Genomic DNA, 25198 nt, shown 5'->3' with positions numbered 1-25198 from the left:
TGCACGACCGGAAGGAACCACCATGAAGATCGTCTCCAAGAACCCTAGCCGTCGTTACGCCGCGGGCATCGCCGCTGCCGCTGTCCTTGGTCTCCTCGGCACCGGCGCGATGTCGGCCGCCAACGCCAGCACGCCGACCTCGTCGACCACCACGGCCCATGTGAAGCATGCGGTCAAGCACGCGACGAAGCGCACCAAGCACGCCACGAAGCACACCAAGACCGAGACCGCTGCGCAGGAGAAGAAGGAGGACGCCCAGTGGAAGAAGAAGTCCGACAGTGACGGCGAGAAGGTGCAGGTGAAGAAGCACACCACCACCTCGACGACGACCACGGCGCCGTCGACCCACTGACCTCAGCTGATCCCGGCAGAGCCCGGCGGAGACCGGCGGCGCGCGTCCTGAGGACGCCCCGCCGGTCTTCGGCTGTCAGGGTAGCCCGCGGGCAGCACGCGGACGTCAGGCGGACGACCCGCTGCGGCATACTCGTGGCCGATCCCGATCACGCCGACGAGGAAGGTTCGCGATGGGCTTGGCTGACCGCCTGGAGACCGAGGCTGCGCTCCGGGCGCGGGCCGTGGAGTCGCAGATGAGCGACGCGGAGCGGTTCTCGCTCCTGGTCAGTGTGATGGGGACCAACTCGGTCTCGCCGACCAAGGACCCGCGCATCCCCGACGGGGTACCGATGAGCGCGGGCTACGTCCCGGGCGTCGAGCGTCTGGGCGTCCCGGCGCTGCTGATGTCGGATGCGAGCCTGGGGGTGACCAACCCCGGCTACCGCGAGGGGGACACGGCGACCGCCCTCCCGGCCGGACTGGCACTGGCGTCGTCGTTCAACCCCGACCTGGCCCGCGCCGCCGGGCACCTGCTCGGACGTGAGGCACGCTCGCGGGGCTTCAACGTCCAGCTGGCCGGTGGGGCGAACCTGGTGCGGGACCCGCGCAACGGCCGGAACTTCGAGTACCTCTCCGAGGACCCGCTGCACACCGCGGTCCTGGCGGCCGCGTCGATCGAGGGCATCCAGGCTGAGGGCGTCATCTCGACGATCAAGCACCTCTCGCTGAACTGCAACGAGACCAACCGGCACTGGCTGGACGCGGTGATCGACCCGGCGGCGCACCGCGAGTCGGACCTGCTCGCCTTCGAGCTCGCGATCGCGTGGTCGCGGCCGGGTGCGGTGATGACGGGGTACAACAAGGTCAACGGCGAGTACGCCGGCGGCAGCCGGGTCCTGCTGGAGGAGATCCTCAAGGGCCGATGGGGGTACGACGGCTGGGTGATGTCCGACTGGGGTGCGACCCCGAGCTGGACGCTCGCGCTGGCGGGCCTGGACCAGGAGTCCGGGGCGCAGGTCGACCGGATCCTGTGGCACGACGAGCCGTTCACCGAGCCGCTGCGCGAGGCACACGCTCGCGGCGACCTCCCCGCCGAGCGGCTCTCGGAGATGGTCCGCCGCATCCTGACCTCGATGTTCGAGATCGGGATCGACCAGTGGGGTCCGGCGCCGAGCGTCGACCTGGAGGCGCACCACGAGATCGCCTTGGAGACGGCTCGGCAGGGCATCGTGCTGCTCGCCAACGACGGCGTCCTGCCGCTCGATCCCGACGCGGCCGTGCACATTGCGGTGATCGGGGGCCATGCCCAGGTCGGGGTCCTGACCGGGTGCGGCTCCTCGGCGGTGGTGCCGCCGGGCGGCTTCGCCGAGGTGGTGCGGATCGGCGGTGCGCACGCGCAGATGAGTGCGGGACGCAACCTGTACCTGCTGCCGTCCTCCCCGTTGGCCGAGCTCCAGCGGCTGATGCCGCACGCGCAGTTCGAGTGGGACCCGGGGATGTCCCCTGCCGAGGCTGCGATGACGGCACGGCGCTGCGACCTGGTGATCGCGTTCGGGGTCCGGGTCGAGGGCGAGGGCTTCGACAATGCCGACCTGACCCTGCCCTGGGGCCAGGACGCCGTGATCGAGGCGGTCGCCGAGGCCAACCCGAACACCGTGGTCGTCCTGGAGACGGGCAACCCGGTGGAGATGCCGTGGCTGGACAAGGTCCGAGCGGTGCTCCAGGCCTGGTATCCGGGGCAGGGCGGCGGGCGTGCGATCGCGGAGGTGCTCACCGGTGCCGTGGTTCCCTCGGGGCGGCTGCCGATGACGTTCCCGCGCAGCCTCGCCGACCACCCACGCCCGGTGCTGCCCGGACTCGACACTGCCTGGGGTACGCCGACCACGATCCGGTACGACGAGGGCGCCGAGGTCGGCTACCGCTGGTGTGCGGCCACCGGCGCCGAGCCGCTCTTCGGATTCGGCCACGGCCTGAGCTACACGACCTTCGTCTACGAGGACCTTCGCGTCGAGGCGGGGCCGACGGTGGCCGCCACGGTGCGGGTCCGCAACGTCGGGGAGCGGTCCGGTGCCGACGTACCGCAGCTGTATCTGACGGCGGTGAACGGTCAGGTCCGGCAGCGGCTGCTGGCGTTCTCGCGCGTCGAGCTGGCGCCGGGGGAGTCCGCCGAGGTGAGCCTGGTCGCCGAGCGGCGGGTCCTGGCCCGTTACGACGGCGCTGACGGGTTCTCGGGGCGGTGGCGGATCGAGGCCGGTCGCTACGACGTCGCCGTCGGCCACAGCGCGACCGACCTCAGCCTGGCGACCTCGGTCGATCTGGACGGCGACGAGTTCGGCGGCTAAGCGCCCGCAGGGCCGTTCAGGACGGGTCGAGGGCGGGCGCGGCGCGCAGCTGGTCCCGGCCGGAGTGCTTGGCCTCGTAGAGCTGATGGTCGGCGAGCGTGACCAGCCGTGTCACCGTGATCGTCGAGGTGGGACGCATCGTGGCGACGCCGATGCTGGCCGAGACCGGCCAGTCCCGCAGCACCGGCAGCAGCTCGTGCAGAGCGCGGGCGTCGGGCAGGGCGTCGCCGAGGTCGATGCCGGGGCCGCGCGCCGAGCTGGCGATCACGGCCCGGATCCGGCGGCCCAGGGTCTCGGCCTCGTGCGGGGTCAGGCCGCTGATCGCGACGGCGAACTCCTCACCGCCCAGGCGCCCGACCGCGGCGTCGGGGTGCACGCCGTCGCGCAGGGCAGCCCCGACGGCAGCCAGCAGCGCGTCGCCGGTGGGGTGGCCGAACCGGTCGTTGACCGTCTTGAAGTGGTCGAGGTCGACCATGAAGACGCTGGCGGTGGTGCTGGCGGCGCGGGCCTGGCGCACGATCTCCTCGGCGGCGTCGAGGAAGGCCCGGCGGTTCAGCAGCCCGGTGAGGGAGTCGTGCCGGGCCAGGTGGCGGACCTGGTCGAGTGCCTCCTCACGCGAGGAGACGGCGACGGCGACGGCCAGGGGACCGGCCGCCAGCAGGGCGAGGCCGACCTTGACCGAGAGTTCGCTGGCGGTGCCGAAGGACTCGACCTCGGTCACGTTGGAGCCGAGCGCGACCAGGTTCCATCCCGTCGCCAGCAGTGAGAGCACCGCGGTCTGGAAGACGTCGCCGCGCAGCGCGCTCCACAGCAGCAGCGGCAGCACGATCATCAGCGCCATCGGGCCACCGATCCACACGCCGAGGGCGATCGCCAGCGGGAGCGCGATCAGGGGTGCGAGCCGGTGGAGCCGTGCGCGTCGGCTCTGCGCCGGGGCGGTCCGCAGCTCGGCCAGGGTCGGGGCGGTCAGGATGACCGGCAGCACCGCGAGGTACTCGGCGAGCTCGCCGGCGAACCAGGACCGGGCCGCGTCGGCGACGGTGGTGTCGAAGGCGATCATGCTGCACGGGACACCGGCGACCATCGCCGCTGTGGCCCCGGCGACGCAGGCGCCGCCCAGGGTCAGGACGTCGCGCGGCTCATCCAGGCACTGGCGGCGCCGGTTCCAGCCACGGGCGGTCGCGACCACGGCGAACGCCCCGGTCATGTTCGTCACCGAGAGCCCGAACGTCACCCAGAACGCACCGCCGGTGCTCAGGTCGGCGGTCATGTAGGCGATGAACGCCCCGCACCACCCGCTCAGCCGGTTCAGCCCCGGGTAGCGCAGCATGATTCCGGCCAGCACCGCATTGGCCGGCCAGAACGCCGACAGGTGATTGCTCATCCGCGCCAGGATCCCGACGTAGCAGGCGATCAGGAGGATCGCGAAGGCGATCCCGAACGCTGCCTGCGGCCCGTAGCGCGGGCGCGCCACGAACCCCTCCCGACCGGCTGGTCGACGGGTCCCCGAGTGTCTGCCCCCCCACTGACATGGGCACAGCCTGTCAAATACTCGGCCGACCTGGGGCTTTCTCGTCTCGGTTTTGCCTCCGGCCCCCGTACGCCGCCCGCGATCACGCCCCGTGGAACGCTCGCCTAGCGCCCGTCGACGCCGGTGATCAGCTCGCGACCAGGGTGGTGACCTTGGCGAGCGCGTCGGCGTGGAGGTCGCGCTCGACCTCGAGGTCGTAGTCGGTCTGGATGTTGATCCAGAAGCGGTCGTCGACGCCCAGGGCCCTGGACAGGCGCAGGGCCGTGTCGATGGTGATGGAGCGCTTGCCGCGCACGATCTCGCTGATCCGGGTCTGGGGGAGACCGGTGGCCTGGGCGAGGCGGTACTGCGTGATGCCCAGCGGCTCCAGGAACTCGGTCAGCAGGATCTCGCCCGGGGTGATCGGGTCGTGCGCCTTCGTGGTGGTCATGATCGTGTCCCTCCTCGTGGGTCAGTGGTAGTCGGTGATCTCGACATCGGTCGGGCCGGAGTCGGTCCAGACGAAGCAGATCCGGTACTGGTCGTTGATCCGGATGGAGTGCTGTCCGGCACGGTCGCCGATCAGCTTCTCCAGGCGGTTGCCCGGCGGCACCCGCAGGCTGTTCAGCTCCGAGGCCGCATTGAGGAGCCGGAGCTTCTTCTGCGCAGCCCGCTGGAGGTCGGGGCCGAGGGCTCGGACGTGGTCACGGTTCCAGACCTTCTCGGTGTCGGAGTTCTTGAAGGACCGGATCACCACGCAATCCTAACGCTATGCGATAGTATCGACAAGCGGTAGTAGGCGGTGCTCCCGAGGAACGTCGGGCTGCGGGAACGACCACGGCCCGCCCTGCCGAAGCAGAGCGGGCCGTCGTACGGGGCGACTCAGATGTCGTAGTAGAGCTCGAACTCGTGCGGGTGCGGACGCAGCTGCACGGGCAGGATCTCGTTGTTCGTCTTCCAGTCGATCCACATCTCGATCAGGTCCTCGGTGAAGACGTCACCGACGGTGAGGAAGTCGTGGTCGTCCTTCAGAGCCTGAAGGACGTCACCCAGGGTGGTGGGGACCTGGGCGATCTCGGCCATCTCGTCCGGCGGGAGCTCGTAGATGTCCTTGTCGACCGGTGCGGGCGGCTCGATCTTGTTCTTGATGCCGTCGATGCCGGCCAGCAGCAGGGCCGAGAAGGCCAGGTACGGGTTGGCCGACGGGTCGGGGAAGCGGGTCTCGATCCGCTTGGCCTTCGGGTTCGTGCCCGTGATCGGGATACGGACCGCAGCCGAACGGTTGCGCGAGGAGTAGACCAGGGAGATCGGGGCCTCGAAGCCGGGCACCAGACGATGGAAGGAGTTGACCGTCGGGTTGGTGAAGGCCAGCACCGCCGGGGCGTGCTTGAGGATGCCGCCGATGTACCAGCGGGCCATGTCCGACAGGCCGCCGTAGCCGGCCTCGTCGTAGAAGAGCGGCTCGCCGTTCTCCCAGATCGACTGGTGGACGTGCATGCCCGAGCCGTTGTCGCCGAAGATCGGCTTCGGCATGAAGGTGACCGTCTTGCCGGCCTCCCAGGCAGCGTTGCGGATGATGTACTTGAACTTCATCACGTCGTCGGCAGCCTTGAGCAGGGTGTCGAACTTGTAGTTGATCTCGGCCTGCGCCGCGGTGCCGACCTCGTGGTGGGCACGCTCGACCAGGAGGCCGACCTGCTCGAGGTACTTGACCATGTCGTCACGCAGGTCCTGCGTGCCGTCGGTCGGCGTCACCGGGAAGTAGCCACCCTTGGTGCGGACCTTGTAGCCACGGTTGGGGGTGCCGTCCGGGTTGGTGTCGGCGCCGGAGTTCCACGAGCCCTCGACGGACTCGATCTCGTAGAACGACTTGTTCATCCCGGTCGCGAACTTCACCGAGTCGAAGATGAAGAACTCCGCCTCGGGGGCGAAGAAGGCGGTGTCGCCGATGCCGGTCGTGGCCAGGTAGGCCAGCGCCTTGCGGGCGATATTGCGCGGGTCGCGGGAGTACGCCTCACCCGTGATCGGGTCGTGGACGAAGTACAGCATCGCCAGCGTCTTGTTCTTGCGGAACGGGTCGACGTACGCCGTGGTGACGTCCGGGTAGAGCGTCATGTCGGACTCGTGGATCGACTGGAAGCCACGGATCGACGAACCGTCGAAAGCCATCGGGTCGAGGTTGAACGACGAGACGGGCACGGTGAGGTGCTGCTGGATGCCGGGAAGGTCGACGAAGCGGACGTCGACGAACTCGACACCCTCGTCCTTGATGAACTTGAGGAGCTCATCGCCAGTGCTGAACATGCGTCCTCCTTGACTGCGAGCATCCGCAGTCTGTGAACCGATGGGATGGAATGCAACCTAGGAGCGAGCGGTTGCGGACCCGTGTCTGAATTGTTTCAGACATGTAACAGCCCTGCTGCTAGGCCCGACCGGCCAGGCCTCGCCAGGTGGCGAGGGTCACCGTGGCCGTGCCGGTGGCGAGGTCGTGCAGACCCCGGCCGTCCGGCTTGAAGATGAGGGGCGGCACCACCAGGCACACCAGGATCTGGCGTGCCAGGGAGCCCAGCAGGTTGATCGGTCGCGGGTCGCCGTTGAGCCGGACCGTACGCAGTCGGGTGACGAGCTTGCCGAAGCTCCCACCCGTCAGCGACGTGAGGATCGACGTCTCCAGGAGGAAGACGATGAGGACGTAGAACTGTTCCGGGCCGCCCTGGCTGGTGTAGTCGTGCCAGCCGACGAGGGCGGCCACGACCAGACTGGAGGCGATCCAGTCGATGAACAGGGCGAGCACCCGGTGCGGCCAGGAGGCCGTCGGGAAGGTGGGATTCGGCATGCGTCAGTCGACTCAGCGGCCGCGCAGGTTGCCCCGCATGCCCTTCATCGAGGTCGGCACCGGGCCCTTCGGCATCGGCACCTTGCCCTGCACGGCGTCGAGCGCCTTGAGCCGGTTGAGGATGTCGGTGATGTCGGCGCCCCGGACGTGGCGGCCGAGCTTCATCACGGCGCGCGAGAGCTTCGCCAGCGGCACCTGACCCTCGTCGTTGCCGACGATGATCTCGTGGATCGGCACGTCGACGACGACGCGCTCGTGCTTGCGGCGCTGGTCGGCCAGCAGGGTCTTGACCCGGTTCGGGTTGCCCTCGCCGATCAGCACGATGCCGGGAGGACCGACGACGCGGTGGACCAGGTCCTGGTGCTTGTTGAACGCCACCGCGGGCTCGCTGTTCCAGCCCCGCTTGAGCATGTTGAGGGCGCCCATCGCAGCACCGGGCTGGCCCTCGATCCGGGCGTACGCCGCCTTCTGGGCCTGTCGACCGAAGATGATCACGGTGAACAGGAACGCGCCGAGCAGAGCACCGATGATGGTGAAGGCCCAGCCCAGGATGCCCGAGCCGGGCAGCAGCCAGAACAGGCCACCGCCGATCAGGGCACCGAGGACGAACGTGCCGGCGAGCACGAACGGGATGTTCGGCTGGGCCTGCTTGGTGATGCGGTAGGACTCGGCGATCTGCTGGCGCCGGGTCATCGCGCTCGGGTCGAGCTGGGACATGCTCACACTCTTCTGGTTCAGCTGGCGGACGTGGGAGCGCTCAGGCTAGCGCCTTCGCGTGCTTCGATGGCCTGCCGGTACAGCCGGCCGGCACGGTAGGAGGAGCGGACGAGCGGACCCGACAGCACTCCGGGGAAGCCGATCTCGGTGGCCTCGGCCTGGAGCTCGACGAACTCCTCGGGCTTCACCCAGCGCTCGATCGGGTGGTGGCGCAGGCTCGGGCGCAGGTACTGCGTGATGGTGACGAGCTCGCAGCCGGCGTCGTACAGGTCCTGCAGGGCCTGCGAGATCTCCTCACGGGTCTCGCCCATGCCGAGGATCAGGTTCGACTTGGTGACCAGGCCGAAGGCCCGGGCCTGGGTGATCACGTCGAGGGAGCGCTCGTAGCGGAACGCCGGACGGATCCGCTTGAAGATCCGCGGCACGGTCTCCAGGTTGTGGGCCAGTACCTCGGGACGGGCCTCGAACACCTCGGCCAGCAGGTCGGGGTTGGCGTGGAAGTCGGGGATCAGGTTCTCCACGCCGGTGCCCGGGTTGAGCTCGTGGATGGCGCGCACCGTCTCGGCGTACAGCCAGGCGCCCTCGTCGGGGAGGTCGTCGCGGGCGACGCCGGTGATGGTGGCGTACTTGAGGCCCATCGTCTGGACCGACTCGGCCACGCGGCGGGGCTCGTCGCGGTCGAGGGGCTCGGGCTTGCCGGTGTCGATCTGGCAGAAGTCACAGCGCCGGGTGCACTGGTCACCACCGATGAGGAAGGTCGCCTCGCGGTCCTCCCAGCACTCGAAGATGTTGGGGCAGCCGGCTTCCTGGCAGACCGTGTGCAGACCCTCGGACTTCACCAGCCGCTGGAGCTCGGTGTACTCCGGGCCCATCTTGGCGCGGGTCTTGATCCACTCGGGCTTGCGCTCGATCGGGGTCTCGGCGTTACGGACTTCGAGGCGGAGCAGCTTCCGCCCTTCCGGGGCGATCGTCACGGGATCAGCCTACGGTCGCCGGGGTCAGGAGCGTGATTCGGGGACCGTGAGCGGGCTCCGGCTTGGCCTCGTAGTCGGCGGTGGCCTCGTAGGGCTCCCAGGCCAGGTACTCGGCGAACCGCTCCACCAGCACCGGCTGCACCTCGGCCACCGTCACGTCCCGGCCGAGCTCGACGCTCAGCGTCGTGACCCCGGCGTCGGTGATGCCGCACGGCACGAAGCGGTCGTACCAGTCCAGGTCGACGTCGCAGTTCAGGGCGATCCCGTGCATGGTGACGCCCTTGGAGACCCGCAGACCGATCGCTCCGATCTTCCGCTCCGGGCCCTTCTCGTCGGCGGCCAGCCAGACCCCGGAACGGCCGGGCACCCGGGCGGTGGTCACACCGAAGTGGGCGCAGACCTGGATCATCGCCTCCTCCAGACGCCGGACGAAGTCGACGATCTTGACGTGGTCGGGCAGGTGCAGGATCGGGTACGCCACCAGCTGGCCGGGGCCGTGGAAGGTGATCTTGCCGCCGCGGTCCACGTCGATCACCGGGGCGCCGTTGGTGTCGGTGGGCCGCTCGTGGTCGTCGGTACGCTTGCCGGCGGTGTACACCGGCGGGTGCTCGAGCAGCAGGACGGTGTCGGGCTGGGCGCCGTCGACGACGCGGGCGTGGACCTGCTTCTGCAGCTCCCATGCCTCGACGTAGTCGATCAGGCCGACCTCGTGGAACTGGACGTTGTGCGCGTCACTCACCCCGCCAGCCTACGCCCGAGCACGCCGCGGGCTCCGGGCAGGATCGGGGCCGGGTGCGCGCGATCGCCTGTGGATAACTTCTGCAGAGGCAGGCCGTGTCGGCGTACAACTGGCGCATGAGTGGTCGACGGGTCCGGGAGCGTGTCCGGGACGAGGGTGCGATGAGGCTGTGGCCGATGCTGGCCTTCGGGGCGTTGGTGGGGCTGGCGGTGGTGCTGCTGTGGCCCTCGCCCCCGACACGGGCCCCGGCCGAGCCGGTCAGGGCGCGACCCGAGCAGCAGGCCGCGACGGTGCTGCGTGCGTGGGACGACCAGCGGGCCCGGGCGTGGGCCGAGGGTGACACCGTCGCCCTCGCGCGGCTGTACGTCGCCACCGCACCGGCCCGCGAGGTGGACGTGCGGATGCTGCGCCGATGGGTAGCGCGCGGGGTGCGGGTGCAGGGCCTGGCGATGCAGGTGCTCAGCCTGCGGGTGCTCGACCATGCCGACGGCTGGTGGCGGCTGCGGGTGACCGACCGGGTGGCCTCGGCCGATCTGGTGGCCCCGGGGCGGGAGACGGAGCTGATCGACCCGGAAAAGCCGCCAGGTGCCGCCCGGACCCGCGTCTTGGAGCTACGCGAGACCAGGGGCACCTGGCAGATGGTGTCGGTGAAGGACGCCTAGGGATCAGACGTCGAAGACGCCCGACTCCAGACGCTTCTTGACGTCCTGGAGGAAGCGGCCGGCGTCGGCGCCGTCCACCAGGCGGTGGTCGTAGGTCAGCGCGAGGTTGACCATGTACCGGATCGCGATCGTCTCGCCGAGGTCCGGGTCGTCGATGACGACCGCGCGCTTGACCACGGCACCCGGGCCGAGGATGGCGACCTGGGGCTGGTTGATGATCGGGGTGTCGAAGAGCGCACCGAACGAACCGAGGTTCGTGATGGTGAAGGTGCCACCGGAGAGCTCGTCGGGGGTGATCTTGTTGTGGCGGGTGCGGTCGGCGACGTCGGCGATCTTCTTCGCCAGGCCGCTGATCGACAGGTCGCCGGCGTCCTTGACCACGGGGGTCAGCAGGCCACGCTCGGTGTCGACGGCGAACGCGATGTTCTCGCGGTCGAAGTACGTGACCGTGCCGGCCTCGGTGTCGATGTTCGCGTTCAGCTTCGGGTGCGCCTTGAGGGCGTCGATCGCAGCCTTGGTGAAGAACGGCAGGTAGGTGAGCTTGACGCCCTCGGCGGCCTGGAAGGCAGCCTTCTTGGCGTCGCGCAGGCGGGCGATGTTGGTGACATCGACCTCCATCACCTGGGTGAGCTGGGCCGAGGCCTGCAGCGAGCCGACCATGCGCTCGGCGATCACCTTGCGCAGACGCGACAGCGGCTCGGTGGTGCCACGCAGCGGCGACGGGGTGAGCGCCGGAGCCGACGTCGTCGCGGCGGCCGGAGCAGCAGCGGCGGGAGCGGCAGCCGGGGCGGCCGGAGCCGGAGCGGCAGCAGCGAGGATGTCCTCCTTGCGGATGCGGCCACCCACACCGGAGCCGGTGACGGTGCTCAGGTCGACACCGTGCTCGGCGGCGAGCTTGCGCACGAGCGGGGTGACGTAGCCGGCGCTGTCGGACGACGCGGCCGGAGCGGCAGCAGCCGGAGCCGGGGCGGCGGGAGCAGCGGCGACCGGGGCCGGGGCGGCAGGAGCAGCGGCGACCGGAGCCGGAGCAGCCGGAGCGGCGGGTGCAGCCGGAGCGGCAGGCGCGGCGGGGGCCGGGGCAGCCGGAGCGGCGGGTGCAGCCGGAGCGGCAGGCGCGGCGGGGGCCGGGGCAGCTGCGGCAGCGGAGGCGTCACCGACGACGGCCAGCACAGCGCCGACCTCGACGGTCTCGTCCTCGGCGGCACGGATGGCCAGCAGAGTGCCCGCGACCGGGGAGGGGATCTCGGTGTCGACCTTGTCGGTCGAGACCTCGAGCAGCGCCTCGTCGACGGCGACGGAGTCACCGACGGCCTTGAGCCAGCGGGTGACGGTGCCCTCGGTGACGGACTCGCCCAGGGCGGGGAGCGTCACCTCGGTGCCGGAGACCTCGCCGGCAGGAGCAGCGGGAGCGGCCTCGGCGGCGGGAGCAGCGGGAGCGGCCTCGGCGGCGGGAGCAGCCTCGGCGACGGGAGCGGGCGCAGCCGGGGCGGCGGGCGTCTCGGCGGCCGGGGCGGCAGGCGCCTCAGCGGCGGGCGCAGCGCCGGCCTCGTCGGCAGCACCGATGACGGCGAGCACAGCGCCGACCTCGACGGTGTCGTCCTCGGCGGCACGGATCTCGAGGACCACGCCGGCCACCGGCGAGGGGATCTCGGTGTCGACCTTGTCAGTGGAGACTTCGAGGAGCGCCTCATCGACCGCAACGGTGTCGCCAACGGCCTTGAGCCAGCGGGTGACGGTGCCTTCGGTGACGGACTCGCCGAGCGCCGGGAGCTTTACTTCGGTGGCCATGGATTTCCTTCTTCGCGGGTGGTGAGCGTCCGAATCACATCTTTGCACTCAGGGTGCGGATGTATTCGACGAGGGTGGTCAGGGCGGCACCAGTGCCGCCGGTGGTCAGATGTCCAGAGGCTGAGCCGCCGTGCCACGACGGTCCAGCGATATCGAGGTGGGCCCAGGGAAGCCCGGCGGTGAACTCCTGGAGGAAGGCCGCGGCGTACAGCCCGCCGCCCCAGCGGATCCAGTCGTGCTGAGCCAGGTCGGCGACCTTGCTGCTGTGGACCCGCTCGACGATCGGCTCGGGGATCGGCATCGGCCACATCGGCTCGCCGGCCCGCTCAGCGGCGGCGAGCACGTCGGCGACGGTGGCGTCCGAGCCCATCACACCGGTGATCTTGTCACCCAGGGCCACGATCATGGCACCCGTGAGCGTGGCGACGTCGATGATCGTGTCGGGCTCGACCTCGGTGGCGCGGACCAGGGCGTCGGCCAGGACGAGGCGTCCCTCGGCGTCGGTGTTGGAGACCTCGACGGTGGTGCCGCCGTAGATCCGCAGCACGTCGCCCGGGCGCATCGCCGAGCCGGAGATCATGTTCTCCGCCATCGGGGCGAAGGTGCTGATCGCGACCGGGAGTCCCAGCGCCGCGGCGACCAGGGTCGCCTGCACGACGGTGGCGGCACCGGCCATGTCGGACTTCATCGACGACATCGAGCTGCCGGGCTTGAGGGTGTAGCCGCCGGAGTCGAAGGTGATGCCCTTGCCGACCAGGGCGATGTGGGCGACCGGGTCGGCCGGCGTGTAGGTCAGCTCGACCAGGCGCGGTGCGGCAGCCGAACCGGCACCGACGCCGAGGATGCCGCCGCAGCCGAGCTCGGCCAGGGCGACCTCGTCGTGGATCGTGACGGTGACGTGGTCGACGCCGTCAGCCGCAGCGGCGACCAGGTCGGCGAAGACCGGCGGGGTCAGGTCGGCCGGGGGAGTATTGACCCAGTCGCGGATGGTGGCGACCGCGGCGGCCTCCAGCTGAGCGGTCTCGAAGGCGTCCTTGGCCTTCTGGGTGCGGGACTCCTCCGACAGCACGGTGACGGTGGCCGGAGCCTGCGGGGTCTCGTCGGTGTTGGAGGTGTCGGCCTTGTACGTCGTGTAGCGGTAGCCGCCCAGCTGGTAGCCCTCGACCACGGCGCGGACCAGCTCGGTGGAGCCGGCGGGCAGGGCGAGTGCGACCGAGGTCGCGTTGGGCACGGCGCGGGCGGCTGCGCCCGCTGCTCGGCGTACGGCGTCGGCATCGGCGGTCTTGCCCAGACCGATCAGCACCAGCAGCGAGGTGGCCAGCTCCTCGCCGACCGGGATGCGGGTGACCTCACCGGGCTTGCCGGTGACGCCCAGCGTCGCCATCAGCGGACGCAGGCGGCGCCCGAAGGCGGCCTCGACGTCCTCGCCGCCGGGAGCCAGCTCGGGGCCCTTGGCCCCCTGGAGGACTCCCACCACCACTGCTTCAGCTCGAGTCTTGGCAGGGCTGGCGTGGCGGAGCGCGTAGGTCACAATCTCAGCGTACTGCGCTAGGTTCGTGGCATGTCCGAGCATGCCGGGTCCGTGCCGTCGTCCATGTTGCGTTCGCCACTTCACGAGCGTCATGTCGCCCTCGGTGCGACGTTCGCCGAGTTCGGTGGCTGGGCGATGCCGGTCAGCTATCCGACCGGGGTGCTCAAGGAGCATGCGGCGGTCCGCGACGCGGTCGGGATCTTCGACGTCAGCCACCTCGGCAAGGCCACCGTGACCGGGCCCGGGGCGCGGGAGTTCGTCGATGCGCGGCTCTCCAACGACCTGGGTCGGATCGGCGCGGGGCAGGCGCAGTACACGCTCTGCCTGGATGCCGCGACCGGCGGGATCGTCGACGACCTGATCGTCTACCTGCACGACGACGAGCACCTGCTGCTGGTGCCCAACGCCGCCAACACCGCCGAGGTGGTGGCCCGGCTGCGGGCCGAGGCGCCGGCGGGGATCACGCTGACCGACCACCACCGCGACGACGCCGTGATCGCGGTGCAGGGGCCGAAGTCCGACGAGACGCTGGCCGCCGCAGGCCTGCCGTCGGGTCATGACTACATGCACTTCGTCGAGGCCACGCTGCCCGACGGCGCCTCGGTGGTGGTGTGCCGCACCGGCTACACCGGTGAGCGCGGCTATGAGCTGATCGTGCGCAACGAGCAGGCCGGAGCGCTGTGGGACCACCTGCTGGCTGCGGGTGCCGAGTTCGGCATCACCCCGGCCGGGCTCGGGGCGCGTGACACGCTGCGCACCGAGATGGGCTACCCGCTGCACGGCCAGGACATCGGCCTGGACACCACCCCCAACGAGGCCGGCCTGGGCTGGGCGGTGGGGTGGAAGAAGGACGCCTTCTGGGGCCGTGACGCGGTCACGGCGGAGAAGGCAGCCGGACCGCGGCGGATCCTGCGCGGCATCGTCGCCGACGGTCGGGGCATCCCGCGCCAGCACCAGCAGGTCTTCCTCTCCGCCCACGTCCCGGTCGGCGAGGTCACCTCGGGCACGTTCAGCCCGACATTGAAGAAGGGGATCGGCATGGCGCTCATCTCGACCGTGGTCAACCCGGAGGCCGACGTGAGCGTCGACATCCGTGGTCGCCGGGAGGTCTTCCACCTGGCCAAGCCGCCGTTCGTGCCGTCCTCGGTCAGGGAGGCGTGATGGAGCCGTGGTGGTGGCGTCTGGAGGACGCCGCGGGCACCGAGGTGAAGGTCAGCGCCGAGTACGCCGACCAGCGGTTCGCCACGCAGTCCGATGCCGAGACCTGGGTGGGGGAGTTCTGGCGTGAGCTCTCCGAGCAGGGTGTCGCGGCCGTGGTGCTGCTGGAGGCCGACCGCGAGGTCTACGGCCCGATGTCGCTCTCGGCCTGACCCGACCGGCGTGTCACCGGCGCCTGCCAGACTGGCGGGGTGAGCATCCGCCCGTTCCGCCAGGTCGACGTCTTCTCCGCCCACGCCTTGGGTGGCAACCCGCTCGCGGTGGTGCATGACGCCGACGGCCTCAGCGACGTCGAGATGGCTCGGTTCGCCACCTGGACGAACCTGTCCGAGACGACGTTCCTGCTGCCGCCGACCACGGCGGAGGCCGACTACCGGGTGCGGATCTTCACCGGATCGGGCGAGCTGCCGTTCGCCGGGCATCCCACCCTCGGCACCGCGCACGCCTGGCTGGAGGCCGGTGGTGTGCCGCGCGGGGAGACCCTGGTGCAGGAGTGCGGCGTCGGTCTGGTCCGGGTCCAGCGATCCGGCCGGCTGGCGTTCGCTGCGCCGGCCCTGCGCCGCTCGGGTCCGCTCAGCGACGCCGAGCTCTCGCTGGCGGCCCGCTCGCTGGGGATCGACGTGAGCGAGATCGTCGCCAGCAACTGGGTCGCCAACGGCCCCGAGTTCGTCGCGGTCCAGCTCCGCGACGCCGCCGCCGTGCTCGCCGTCGAGCCCGATCTGGCCCACTTCGGCGACCTCGAGATCGGTGTCGTCGGCCTCCACCCCGAGCCGGTGGCGCCGGGGGAGCCGCGGGTCGAGGTCCGGGTCTTCTTCAGGGGCGCCGGCATCACCGAGGACCCGATCACCGGGTCCTTCAACGCTGGGCTGGCGACCTGGCTCACCGGCTCGGGCGTGCTGCCGCCGTCGTACGTCGCCGCGCAGGGCACCGTGCTGGGCCGCTCCGGCCGGGTGCACGTCGACACCGACGCCGACGGCACGATCTGGGTCGGTGGGGACACCCGGACCACGATCCTGGGCAGCGTCGACCTCTGAGCTGTCCCGGGACGGTCCGCGCTAGACCGCTGGGACCGGCCCAGAGGAATCCCTGAAGTTCCGGCATCTGGTGCCGAATGGCTCTCTCGTTCCCCTCGCGCCGCACGTCTCGGGTCCGTCGGCGCTCCTGCTTCCCAGAGAGTCTCTTCCGTGACCCCATCCCGCACTCCCGTGCGTCCTGCGCGCCGCCTGCTCGGCGCGATCCTCAGCGTCGGCCTCGCTGTCGGAGCCGTCCTGACCGGTGGCGCCCTCGTTGCCTCCCCGGCCTCGGCCGTCGTGCCGGACTTGTGTTCGGTCTCCTTCAGCCCCACGGCGATCCACCCCGGTGAGTCGACCACCGTCACGATCACCACGACCACCACCGCGGAGAACGGCTACCTGCCTGCCATCCTCACCGCGAACGGACAGATCCTGTCCGGTCACACTGTCTCGTTGAACGGCCACTCGCAGACGCAGGACTACTCGTGGTGGTCCTCCTTCGGAGACCTGAGCCCGACCCCGACCAGCGTCGGCTACCGGATCTACGACCAGTACACCGACAACCGGACGGTCACCGAGTCCACCCCGTCGGTCTGCTCGGGTGAGGTCACCCTCCTTCCCGCCGCGGCGAACCAGACCGTCACCCTCGCGCCCCAGGCCGACCGCCTGGTCAGCGCCGGCCCGTTCGGGCTGACCGCGACCGCGACCTCCGGACTGGCGGTCGCCTTCACCTCCACCACGACCTCGGTGTGCACCGTGACCTCGACCGGCACCGTCACCCCGGTCAGTGCCGGGTGGTGCCAGATCAAGGCCGACCAGGCCGGGAACGACGACTACGACGCCGCCCCGTCGGCGTACCTCGACTTCTACCTCCAGGTCCCGCAGACGATCACCTTCGCCCCGATCACGACCCAGGTCCTCGGCACCGGTCCGCTGACGCTGGATGTCTCGGCCGACTCGGCGCGCTTCGTCACCGTCACCTCGAACACGCCGCAGGTCTGCTCGGTGACCGAGAACCTGCCGCGCGCCGCGCGCCTCTTCCAGAAGACGGTCGCCTACGACCCCTCGACGGTGACCCTGCTCGCGGTCGGCACCTGCTCGCTGACCGCCACCCGTGCCGCATCGAGCCAGTGGGCGGCCGCGACGCCGGTCACCCGGACCTTCGCGATCACCGACGGCACCACCCCGGAGCTGACCTTCCACGCCCCCTCGGGCGCCCCTCTCTCGGCCGGCACCGTCGCGGCCACGGCGACCTCGTCGGTCGGCGGCACCGTCGCGGTGACCAGCCTGACCCCGGCGGTCTGCGCCGTCCAGGGTTCGCTGACCCGCCTGCTCACCGCCGGCACCTGCCGGCTGCGCGCCACCCAGACCGGGGCTGCGGCAGTGACGACCTCGTTCCCGGTCTGGCCGACCCCGGTGCTCCCGCGCCGTGGCAAGGCCACCGCCGTGATCCCGGTCCTCGGTGCCGGCGAGAGCGACCTGACCGTGAGCGCCACGCCGCGTGCCACCTGCCAGGTCAACGGCGGCACCGTCCTGCTGCTGGCAGCCGGCTCCTGCAAGGTCACGGTCAGCCGTGGCCCGCGCGTGGTCCGCACCGGCACGATCGCCATCTCCTTCCCGAAGGCGAGCACGCCCGCGGCCCAGCTGGAGCACGCCGGGACGGCGTACTTCGCCTTCGACTCCTCCCGGCTGACCAAGCGCGCCAAGAAGACGCTGCGCTCCGTGGTGCCGACCCTGAAGGAGGCAAGCCTCGTGGTCGTCTACGGCAACACCTACGGCCCGGGCAAGAACAGCAAGCACAGTCGCAAGCTGTCCGCTGCCCGTGCCCAGGCCGTCGTCGACTACCTCGCCACTCAGGGCGTGAAGGCGAAGTCGGTCAAGGTCGCCGCGGCGATGCAGAACCCGGTCAGCGCGAAGGCGGCGAAGAACCGTCGCGCCGACATCTACATGGTGAAGCCGACGGTCTCGGCCTGATCGAGGCTTGATCCGAGCCTGAACCGGGCCTGAGCAAGGCCGGCGACGTACGACCTGTGCGCCCTCCGCCGACGTGGCTGCACCCCGACCCGGGGCGCACCGCCTAGGCTGGGGGCGTGCAGGCGTATCTGGACCTTCTCCAACGAGTTCTCCATGACGGTGTCGAGAAGAGCGACCGCACCGGCACCGGGACGAAGTCGATCTTCGGTCACCAGCTCCGGGTCGACCTCGCCGAGGGGTTCCCGCTGCTGACCACCAAGAAGGTGCACACGCGCTCGGTCTTCGGCGAGCTGCTGTGGTTCCTGCGCGGCGACACCAACGTGCGCTGGCTCCAGGAGCGCGGCATCTCGATCTGGGACGAGTGGGCCGACGAGAACGGCGAACTCGGTCCGGTCTACGGCGCCCAGTGGCGCTCGTGGCCCGCACCGCACGGGGAGCACATCGACCAGCTCAAGAACGTGATCGAGCAGATCCGGCGCAACCCCGACTCGCGGCGCCACATCGTCTCGGCGTGGAACCCGGCGCAGGTCGACGAGATGGCGCTGCCGCCGTGCCACGCCCTGTTCCAGTTCTACGTCGCTGACGGCAAGCTGTCGTGCCAGCTCTACCAGCGCTCGGCCGACGTCTTCCTCGGCGTGCCGTTCAACATCGCCTCCTACGCGCTGCTGACCCACATGGTCGCCCAGGTGACCGGCCTGGAGGTCGGCGACTTCGTGCACACCTTCGGGGACGCGCACCTCTACCTCAACCACCTCGACCAGGCCCGTGAGCAGCTCTCCCGGACCCCGCGGCCGCTGCCGCGCCTGGTGCTCAACCCCGACATCACCGAGATCGACGCGTTCGAGCTCGACGACATCGCCGTCGAGGCCTACGACCCGTGGCCGGTGATCAAGGCCCCGATCAGTGTCTGAGCCCGACGCCCCCGCGACCCCCGATCTGGGCCGGGTCGTTCTGGTCGCTGCCGTCGCCGACAACGGCGTGATCGGCAACGGCCCCGACATCCCGTGGCGGCTGCCCGGCGAGCAGGCCGAGTTCAAGGCGCTGACCTGGGGCCACACCCTGGTGATGGGCCGCACCACGTTCGAGTCGATCGGCCGCCCGCTGCCGGGCCGGACCACCGTCGTGCTGACCCGCGACCCGTCCTGGCAGGCCGAGGGCGTGCACGTCGCGCACACCATCACCGAGGCGCTGGCTGTGGCTGCCACCCTGCCCGGCGACACCATGGTGGCCGGCGGAGCGCAGGTCTACGCCGCCGCGATGCCGTACGCCACCGAGCAGGTGCTCACCCGCGTCCACCTCGCCCCCGACGGCGACGTCCGCTACCCGGCGTACGACGACCAGGCCTGGCACCTCGAACGCGAGGAGCCCGCGGAGCACTGGACCCGGGTCTGGCTGCGCCGGGTGCCCTGAGGCGGCACCCACCCCGCGGGGCCTTCTAGAATTCGCTGCGTGTCGCACATGCAGATCACCCCGTCCATCCTGAACGCCGACTTCGCCGACCTGAAGGGGGAGATCGCGCGCATCGGGAGCAGTGACTGGATCCACGTCGATGTGATGGACAACCACTTCGTCCCGAACCTGACCTTCGGCCCGGCGATGGTCGAGGCGCTCTCGAAGGCGACCGACATCCCGCTCGACGCGCACCTCATGATCGCCGACGCCGACCGCTGGGCGCCGGGCTACGTCGAGGCGGGCGCGACCTCGGTGACGTTCCACGCCGAGGCGTCCGCGGCCCCGATCCGCACCGCCCGTGAGATCCGCAAGGCCGGGGGACGGGCGTCGATGGCGCTCAAGCCGGCCACGCCGATCGAGCCCTACGAGGAGATCATCGGCGAGCTCGACATGGTCCTGATCATGACCGTCGAGCCGGGCTTCGGCGGCCAGAAGTTCCTCGACCTGTGCCTGCCCAAGATCCGTCGCACCCGGGAGTTCATCGCCAAGCACGGCGGCGAGTGCTGGCTCCAGGTCGACGGCGGGGTCAGCCTGGAGACGATCGAGCGGTGCGCCGAGGCCGGCGCCGACGTCTTCGTGGCGGGCTCCGCGGTCTACTCCGCCGCCGACCCGGACCAGATGGTCACCGAGCTGCGCGCCAAGGCGGCAGCGGCCTCCACGCTCTGATCGCCCCACCGTCGCAGCCACTCCGGCCCCGGACGTTCCACATGATGGGACATCTGGGGCCGGTGGCGTTGTGAGCCGCGCTACAGTCGAGACAGACGAGTGAAAACTCGCGTGCACTGGGGGCGGTGAAATTCCGCACCGGCGGTGACTGAGGGCCATCCGGCCACTCAGAAGTCCGCGACCCGCGCGCAGCCAGCGTGCGGTTGACCAGGTGAGAGTCCTGGACCGACGGTCAGAGTCCGGATGGAAAGCGCACGCAGCATCACCTCGTCGCCGACGCTCCCTCACCCGGAGTCCGTGGCGACGCAGGCGACGCTTCGGCCCCCTGGTTCGCGTATCGCGACCAGGAGGAGGCCGGATGACCGAGCAGGCGAGCGTGGCCACGCCCGACGAGCGCGCTGCGCTGAGCCGGGCGCTGCAGGCCGCTGCCGTGCCGCCCGGCCCGTTCTCGCCCAACCCGCGGGTGGGCTGTGTGCTGCTCGACGAGAACGGCACCGAGATCGCCGTCGGCGCCCACCGGGGGCCGGGCACCGCCCATGCCGAGGTCGACGCGATCGCCGCGGCGGGGGAGCGGGCCCGCGGCGCGACCGCCGTCGTGACCCTGGAGCCCTGCCACCACACCGGCCGGACGGGTCCGTGCTCCGCGGCGCTGATCCGTGCCGGCGTACGTCGTGTCGTGATCGCCCAACGCGACCCCAACCCGATCGCCGCCGGTGGCCTGGACGCCCTGCGCGCGGCCGGCCTCGAGGTGGTCGAGGGGGCCGACGCGATCGGCGCCGAGCTGACGTCCGCTGCGACGGCCCTCAACCGGGAGTGGCGGGTCGCCGTGGCCCGCCGGCGTCCCTGGGTGATCTGGAAGGCGGCCGCCACCCTCGACGGTCGTAGCGCCGCCGCCGACGGCACCAGCCGGTGGATCACCCCGGTCGCGGCCCGACGCGACGTGCACTGGCTCCGGGCCCGGGCCGACACCATCCTGGTCGGCACCGGCACCGTGCTCGCCGACGACCCGTCGCTGACCGTGCGCGACGCCGCTGATGTGGCGCTGGCCGCGCAGCCGCTGCGGGCCGTGATGGGCACCCGGCCGATCCCGGCCGCCGCCCGGGTCCTCGACGACCAGGCCGCCACCCGAGTGCTCGCCACCCGCGACCCGCACGCGGCACTCGCGGCCCTCTGGGACGCCGAGCGCCGCCATGTCTTCCTGGAGGGCGGGCCGACGCTGGCCGCTGCGTTCCTCCGGGCCCGCCTCGTCGACGAGATCGTCGTCTACGTGGCACCCCTGCTCCTCGGCGCCGGACCCGCGATGGTCGGCGATCTCGGAGTCTCCACCCTTGCCGACGCTCTCCGGCCGACCGTCACCGACGTGACGATCCTGCCCGGCGCCGGCGAGGACTCACCCACAGTGCGGTTCACCCTGGAACCGCAGGAGGTAGCACCCTGATGTTCACCGGAATCGTCGAAGAGCTCGGCACCGTCGCCGAGATCACCGACCAGGGCGACGCGATCCGCCTCACGATCGCCGCGACCGACGTCCTCGACGGCGTCAGGCTCGGCGACTCGATCGCCGTCAACGGCTGCTGCCTGACCGCCGCGGCCCTGGAGCCGACCGGCACCTGGACCGCCGACGTGATGGCCGAGACGCTGGCCAAGACCTCGCTGGCCGGGGTCGCCCCGGGCGACGTGGTCAACCTGGAGCGGGCGATGTCCGCCGGCGGCCGCCTCGGCGGTCACCTCGTCCAGGGCCACATCGACGGCACCGGGACCGTCGTACGCCGTCAGCCGAGCGAGCACTGGGAGCTGGTCACCGTCGAGGTGCCCGAGGGCCTGGAGCGCTACATCGTCGACAAGGGCTCGATCGCCCTGGACGGCGTCAGCCTCACGGTGGTGTCGATCACCGGCCGCGAGGTGACGGTCAGCCTGATCCCCGAGACCCTGGCCCGGACGACCCTGGGACGCAAGCAGCCCGGTGAGCTGGTGAACGTCGAGACCGACATCATCGCCCGCCACGTCGAGAAGCTGCTGGCCCGATGAGCGCCGCGAGTGTTCCCGCCCCCGGGACGCAGCCGAGCGTGCACCTCGACAGCATCGAGGACGCCCTCGCCGCGATCGCTGCCGGCCAGGCCGTGGTGGTGGTCGACGACGCCGACCGAGAGAACGAGGGCGACCTGATCTTCGCCGCCGACGCCGCCACCCCGGAGCTGATGGCGTTCACCATCCGGCACTCCAGCGGCGTGCTCTGCGTGCCGTTGACCGGCGAGCGGCTCGATGAGCTCGCCCTGCCCCTGATGGTGACGGAGAACCGTGACCCGCTGCGGACCGCCTTCGCGATCAGCGTCGACGCCGCCGCCGACGTCACCACCGGGATCTCCGCCGCCGACCGGGCCCGCACCGCCCGGCTGCTGGCCGACCCCGGCACCGTCGCGGCCGACCTGACCCGACCCGGCCACATCTTCCCGCTGCGCTACACCCCCGGCGGCGTGCTGGCCCGACGCGGCCACACCGAGGCCGCCGTCGACCTGGCCCGGCTGGCCGGACGCGGCGAGGCCGGCGTGCTGGTCGAGATCGTCAACGACGACGGCACCATGAAGCGCGGACCCGAGCTGCGCGCCTTCGCCGACGAGCACGGCCTGCGGATGATCTCGATCGACGACCTAGCCCGCTGGCGCCGCCGGCACGAGCTCGGGGTCACCGAGGTCGCTGTCACAGCCCTGCCCACGGCGTACGGCGACTTCGTCGCGCACGCCTGGCGCGACACGCTCGACGGGGGAGAGCACGTCGCTCTGGTGGTCGGCGACGTCACCACGCCGGGCCTCGGCGCCCCGCTGGTGCGGGTGCATTCGGAGTGCCTGACCGGCGACGTCTTCGCCAGCCTGCGCTGCGACTGCGGGCCCCAGCTGGCCGAGTCGATGCGCCGGATCCAGGCCGAGGGCCGCGGCGTCGTCGTCTACGTCAGGGGTCATGAGGGCCGAGGGATCGGCCTGGGCGCGAAGCTCCAGGCCTACGCGCTGCAGGACACCGGTCGCGACACCGTCGATGCCAACCTCGACCTCGGCCTGCCCGCCGACGCCCGGCACTACACCGTCGCCGCGCAGATCCTGCGTGGTCTCGGCCTGGACCGGGTCCGGCTGCTGACCAACAACCCCGCCAAGGTGGCCGAGCTGGCCGACCTCGGGGTCACGGTCGAGGGGCGCGAGCCGGTGCGCCCGGCCCCCAACCAGCACAACCTCACGTACCTTCGGACCAAGCGCGATCGGATGGGACACGACCTGCCCGATCTGGAGATCACAGGAGTAGCACCATGAGTGGAGTTGGACGCCCGAGCCCGGTCGTGGAGGCCGTCGACTGCAGCGAGCTGCGGGTCGCGGTGGTCGCCGCCAAGTGGCACGAGCAGATCATGGACGGCCTGATCGCCGGGGCCCAGCGCGCCTTCGTCGACCACAACGTCGCCGCGCCGGTGATATCGCGGGTGCCGGGCACCTTCGAGCTGCCGGTGGTCGCCCAGGCCTTCGCCCAGCAGGGCTTCGACGCGGTGGTGGCGCTCGGTGTCGTCGTACGCGGCGGCACGCCGCACTTCGAGTACGTCTGCTCCGCGGCCACCGACGGTCTGTCGCGGATCGCCCTGGACCACCACACCGCGATCGGCTTCGGAGTGCTGACCTGCGACACCGTCGAGCAGGCCCTGGACCGGGCCGGCCTGGACGGATCCCGGGAGGACAAGGGCTACGAGGCGGCCGCCGCGGCGCTGGAGACCGCCCAGACCCTCGCCCGGATCACACGCAAGTTGAAGGGCGGGCTCTTCGGCTGATCGGGGACCGGTAGGGTTGGCGCCTGTGAAGACGTTCGACGAGCTGTGGGCTGAACTCAACGAGAAGGCCCGCACCCGCCCCGCAGGATCCGGCACTGTCGCTGAGCTCGACGCCGGCGTCCATGCGATCGGAAAGAAGCTGGTCGAGGAGGCCGCCGAATCCTGGATGGCCGCCGAGCATGAGGGCAAGGAAGCCACCGCCCTGGAGGTCAGCCAGCTGCTGTACCACGCCCAGGTGCTCCTGATCGCCTCCGGCGTTTCCCTCGACGACGTCTACTCCCACCTCTAAGGGCACATCATGACTCTCACCCCCTCGCCCGCCGGCCTTCTCCGGGTCGCGGTGCCGAACAAGGGCGCGCTCTCCGTGGCCGCCTCCGAGCTGCTGCGCGAGGCGGGCTACCGCCAGCGCGACGACGCCAAGAAGCTCACCCTCATCGACGAGGAGAACGGCGTCGAGTTCTTCTACCTCCGACCCCGTGACATCGCCCTGTACGTCGGCTCGGGCACGCTCGACGTCGGTGTCACCGGCCGCGACCTGCTCCAGGACTCCGGGGCGAAGGCCGAGGAGGCGATGCAGCTCGGCTTCGGTCGCAGCCGCTTCCGCTTCGCCGGCCCGGCCGGTGCCTTCACCTCGACCTCGGAGCTGGAGGGCAAGCGGATCGCCACCTCCTACACCGGTGTCGTGCTGGCCTTCCTGGAGCGTCAGGGCATCTCGGCTGAGGTGATCCGCCTCGACGGTGCGGTCGAGACCTCCATCCAGCTCGGTGTCGCCGACGCGATCGCCGACGTGGTCGAGACCGGGTCGACGCTGCGCCAGGCCGGCCTGGAGGTCTTCGGCGAGACGATCCTGGAGTCCGAGGCAGTGATGATCACCCGCACGGACTCGACGCCGGAGGGCTTCGAGGTCTTCCGTCGCCGGATCGAGGGCGTCCAGGTGGCCCGCAGCTACCTGATGATGGACTACGACATCCCGGCCGCCCAGGTCACCGCTGCGGTGGCGCTGACGCCGGGCATCGAGAGCCCGACCGTCTCCCCGCTGCACCGGGAGGGCTGGGTCGCCGTCCGCGCGATGGTCCCGACCCACGGCTCGCAGCGCCTGATGGACGACCTCTACGCCCTGGGTGCGCGCGGCATCCTCCTCACCGAGATCAATGCCTGCCGCCTCTGAGGGCCCCGGCGTGGGCGGCTCGGCCCTGGCCGAGCTGCCCCGGACCTGGCGTCCGATGGGTCCGCGGATCGTCGCTCTCGTCCTGGTGGTCGGCCTCGCGGTCGTCTGCGGCGTCTCCTGGGTTGCGCTCGGCCCCGAGGAGCAGGCCAAGTTCACCACCTTCGAGCTGTGGACGCTGGCGTTCATCGCGGCACTGATCCTGGCCTGCGTCCATGCCCTGACCCGTTCCAAGGTGACGGCCACCGCCGAGTGCCTGATCGTGGTCAACGGCTACAAGCGCCGTGAGCTGGACTGGGCCCAGATCGTCGCCATCCGGCTGCCCGCCGGGGCACCGTGGGCCCGGCTGGACCTCTCCGACGGGGAGGAGATCTCCGCGATGGGGATCCAGGCCTCCGACGGTCGACGCTCCCGTGACGCCGTACGGCTGCTGCGGCGGGTCGCCGAGGAAGCCACCGCCTGAGGCTGCGGCCGTC

At 71.0% G+C, this 25198-nt stretch carries 27 protein-coding genes and 1 riboswitch; of the genes, 17 read left to right on the top strand and 10 right to left on the bottom strand.

What is annotated here, in order from left to right; all coding sequences use genetic code 11:
• The first annotated feature begins 22 nt into the window (after positions 1-22).
• Together Q1V88_RS16890 and Q1V88_RS16885 are read left to right on the top strand one after the other, a co-directional pair.
• Complete coding sequence (locus Q1V88_RS16890) at positions 23-352, top strand: hypothetical protein (RefSeq protein ID WP_300682510.1); 330 nt, start codon at positions 23-25, stop codon at positions 350-352.
• Between the two features lie 172 nt (positions 353-524).
• Entirely contained in the window at positions 525-2675 is a 2151-nt protein-coding gene (locus Q1V88_RS16885; RefSeq protein WP_300682509.1) for a glycoside hydrolase family 3 protein, read from the top strand.
• 16 nt (positions 2676-2691) lie between these two features.
• On the opposite strand, the gene Q1V88_RS16880 is transcribed toward Q1V88_RS16885, so the two are convergent.
• The 8 genes from Q1V88_RS16880 to lipB all read right to left on the bottom strand — a co-directional run bounded on the left by Q1V88_RS16880 (position 2692) and on the right by lipB (position 9451).
• Positions 2692-4149, bottom strand: coding sequence for a diguanylate cyclase (locus Q1V88_RS16880; RefSeq protein ID WP_300682508.1), 1458 nt, complete (start codon positions 4147-4149; stop codon positions 2692-2694).
• A 184-nt stretch (positions 4150-4333) separates the two neighbouring features.
• A complete protein-coding gene (locus Q1V88_RS16875) occupies positions 4334-4636 on the bottom strand; it encodes a HigA family addiction module antitoxin (RefSeq protein ID WP_300682506.1) in 303 nt (100 codons plus the stop codon).
• Between the two features lie 21 nt (positions 4637-4657).
• Positions 4658-4939, bottom strand: a complete 282-nt coding sequence (locus tag Q1V88_RS16870) for a type II toxin-antitoxin system RelE/ParE family toxin (RefSeq protein ID WP_300682505.1) — start codon at positions 4937-4939, stop codon at positions 4658-4660.
• Positions 4940-5067: 128 nt separating this feature from the next.
• Positions 5068-6489, bottom strand: a complete 1422-nt coding sequence (gene glnA, locus Q1V88_RS16865) for a type I glutamate--ammonia ligase (RefSeq protein WP_300682503.1) — start codon at positions 6487-6489, stop codon at positions 5068-5070.
• A gap of 118 nt (positions 6490-6607) precedes the next feature.
• Complete coding sequence (locus tag Q1V88_RS16860) at positions 6608-7021, bottom strand: RDD family protein (RefSeq protein ID WP_300682502.1); 414 nt, start codon at positions 7019-7021, stop codon at positions 6608-6610.
• 12 nt (positions 7022-7033) lie between these two features.
• Positions 7034-7738, bottom strand: coding sequence for a DUF4191 domain-containing protein (locus Q1V88_RS16855; protein ID WP_300682501.1), 705 nt, complete (start codon positions 7736-7738; stop codon positions 7034-7036).
• 17 nt (positions 7739-7755) lie between these two features.
• A complete protein-coding gene (lipA, locus tag Q1V88_RS16850) occupies positions 7756-8712 on the bottom strand; it encodes a lipoyl synthase (RefSeq protein ID WP_300682500.1) in 957 nt (318 codons plus the stop codon).
• A gap of 4 nt (positions 8713-8716) precedes the next feature.
• The gene (lipB, locus tag Q1V88_RS16845; protein WP_300682499.1) at positions 8717-9451 is read right to left on the bottom strand and encodes a lipoyl(octanoyl) transferase LipB; all 735 of its coding nucleotides are present in this window, start codon (positions 9449-9451) and stop codon (positions 8717-8719) included.
• Positions 9452-9612: 161 nt separating this feature from the next.
• On the opposite strand from lipB, the gene Q1V88_RS16840 reads away from it, so the two are divergent.
• Positions 9613-10113, top strand: coding sequence for a hypothetical protein (locus tag Q1V88_RS16840; RefSeq protein WP_300682498.1), 501 nt, complete (start codon positions 9613-9615; stop codon positions 10111-10113).
• 3 nt (positions 10114-10116) lie between these two features.
• Here Q1V88_RS16840 and sucB read toward each other — a convergent pair whose 3' ends face one another.
• Positions 10117-11901 carry a 2-oxoglutarate dehydrogenase, E2 component, dihydrolipoamide succinyltransferase gene (gene sucB / locus Q1V88_RS16835; RefSeq protein ID WP_300682496.1) on the bottom strand — a complete coding sequence of 595 codons (1785 nt, stop codon included), beginning with the start codon at positions 11899-11901 and terminating at the stop codon, positions 10117-10119.
• Positions 11902-11935: 34 nt separating this feature from the next.
• Entirely contained in the window at positions 11936-13432 is a 1497-nt protein-coding gene (locus Q1V88_RS16830) for a leucyl aminopeptidase (protein WP_300682494.1), read from the bottom strand.
• Between the two features lie 30 nt (positions 13433-13462).
• Here Q1V88_RS16830 and gcvT point away from each other — a divergent pair, with 30 nt between their 5' ends.
• The 14 genes from gcvT to Q1V88_RS16760 all read left to right on the top strand — a co-directional run bounded on the left by gcvT (position 13463) and on the right by Q1V88_RS16760 (position 25185).
• Positions 13463-14593 carry a glycine cleavage system aminomethyltransferase GcvT gene (gene gcvT / locus Q1V88_RS16825; protein ID WP_300682493.1) on the top strand — a complete coding sequence of 377 codons (1131 nt, stop codon included), beginning with the start codon at positions 13463-13465 and terminating at the stop codon, positions 14591-14593.
• A complete protein-coding gene (locus tag Q1V88_RS16820; RefSeq protein WP_300682491.1) occupies positions 14593-14802 on the top strand; it encodes a hypothetical protein in 210 nt (69 codons plus the stop codon). Before gcvT ends, Q1V88_RS16820 begins: the two co-directional genes overlap by 1 nt.
• Before the next feature lie 39 nt (positions 14803-14841).
• Positions 14842-15684, top strand: coding sequence for a PhzF family phenazine biosynthesis protein (locus tag Q1V88_RS16815; RefSeq protein ID WP_366914098.1), 843 nt, complete (start codon positions 14842-14844; stop codon positions 15682-15684).
• A 150-nt stretch (positions 15685-15834) separates the two neighbouring features.
• Positions 15835-17637 carry an OmpA family protein gene (locus tag Q1V88_RS16810; RefSeq protein ID WP_300682490.1) on the top strand — a complete coding sequence of 601 codons (1803 nt, stop codon included), beginning with the start codon at positions 15835-15837 and terminating at the stop codon, positions 17635-17637.
• A gap of 116 nt (positions 17638-17753) precedes the next feature.
• A complete protein-coding gene (locus Q1V88_RS16805) occupies positions 17754-18548 on the top strand; it encodes a thymidylate synthase (protein ID WP_300682488.1) in 795 nt (264 codons plus the stop codon).
• Positions 18541-19047 (top strand): dihydrofolate reductase, encoded by a 507-nt coding sequence (locus Q1V88_RS16800; RefSeq protein WP_300682487.1) that lies wholly within the window; start codon positions 18541-18543, stop codon positions 19045-19047. The genes Q1V88_RS16805 and Q1V88_RS16800 overlap by 8 nt, the downstream gene beginning before the upstream one ends.
• A gap of 48 nt (positions 19048-19095) precedes the next feature.
• Positions 19096-19755: a ribulose-phosphate 3-epimerase gene (gene rpe / locus Q1V88_RS16795; protein ID WP_300682546.1), complete on the top strand. Its 660-nt coding sequence runs from the start codon at positions 19096-19098 to the stop codon at positions 19753-19755.
• Between the two features lie 107 nt (positions 19756-19862).
• A riboswitch (FMN riboswitch) is annotated at positions 19863-20015 on the top strand.
• A 98-nt stretch (positions 20016-20113) separates the two neighbouring features.
• The gene (ribD, locus tag Q1V88_RS16790; protein WP_300682486.1) at positions 20114-21193 is read left to right on the top strand and encodes a bifunctional diaminohydroxyphosphoribosylaminopyrimidine deaminase/5-amino-6-(5-phosphoribosylamino)uracil reductase RibD; all 1080 of its coding nucleotides are present in this window, start codon (positions 20114-20116) and stop codon (positions 21191-21193) included.
• A complete protein-coding gene (locus tag Q1V88_RS16785; RefSeq protein WP_300682484.1) occupies positions 21193-21783 on the top strand; it encodes a riboflavin synthase in 591 nt (196 codons plus the stop codon). The genes ribD and Q1V88_RS16785 overlap by 1 nt, the downstream gene beginning before the upstream one ends.
• Positions 21780-23054: a bifunctional 3,4-dihydroxy-2-butanone-4-phosphate synthase/GTP cyclohydrolase II gene (locus tag Q1V88_RS16780; protein WP_300682483.1), complete on the top strand. Its 1275-nt coding sequence runs from the start codon at positions 21780-21782 to the stop codon at positions 23052-23054. The genes Q1V88_RS16785 and Q1V88_RS16780 overlap by 4 nt, the downstream gene beginning before the upstream one ends.
• Positions 23051-23557 carry a 6,7-dimethyl-8-ribityllumazine synthase gene (gene ribH / locus Q1V88_RS16775; protein ID WP_300682482.1) on the top strand — a complete coding sequence of 169 codons (507 nt, stop codon included), beginning with the start codon at positions 23051-23053 and terminating at the stop codon, positions 23555-23557. The genes Q1V88_RS16780 and ribH overlap by 4 nt, the downstream gene beginning before the upstream one ends.
• A gap of 25 nt (positions 23558-23582) precedes the next feature.
• Complete coding sequence (locus tag Q1V88_RS16770; RefSeq protein WP_300682480.1) at positions 23583-23846, top strand: phosphoribosyl-ATP diphosphatase; 264 nt, start codon at positions 23583-23585, stop codon at positions 23844-23846.
• 9 nt (positions 23847-23855) lie between these two features.
• Positions 23856-24725 carry an ATP phosphoribosyltransferase gene (hisG, locus tag Q1V88_RS16765; protein ID WP_300682479.1) on the top strand — a complete coding sequence of 290 codons (870 nt, stop codon included), beginning with the start codon at positions 23856-23858 and terminating at the stop codon, positions 24723-24725.
• Positions 24709-25185, top strand: a complete 477-nt coding sequence (locus Q1V88_RS16760; protein WP_300682478.1) for a PH domain-containing protein — start codon at positions 24709-24711, stop codon at positions 25183-25185. Before hisG ends, Q1V88_RS16760 begins: the two co-directional genes overlap by 17 nt.
• The last annotated feature ends 13 nt before the right edge of the window (positions 25186-25198 follow it).

Source organism: Nocardioides sp. (assembly GCF_030150155.1).
Classification (GTDB): Bacteria; Actinomycetota; Actinomycetes; order Propionibacteriales; family Nocardioidaceae; genus Nocardioides.
The sequence above is the reverse complement of the archived record's forward strand: the minus strand, read 5'-3'. Positions and strand labels throughout refer to the sequence as shown.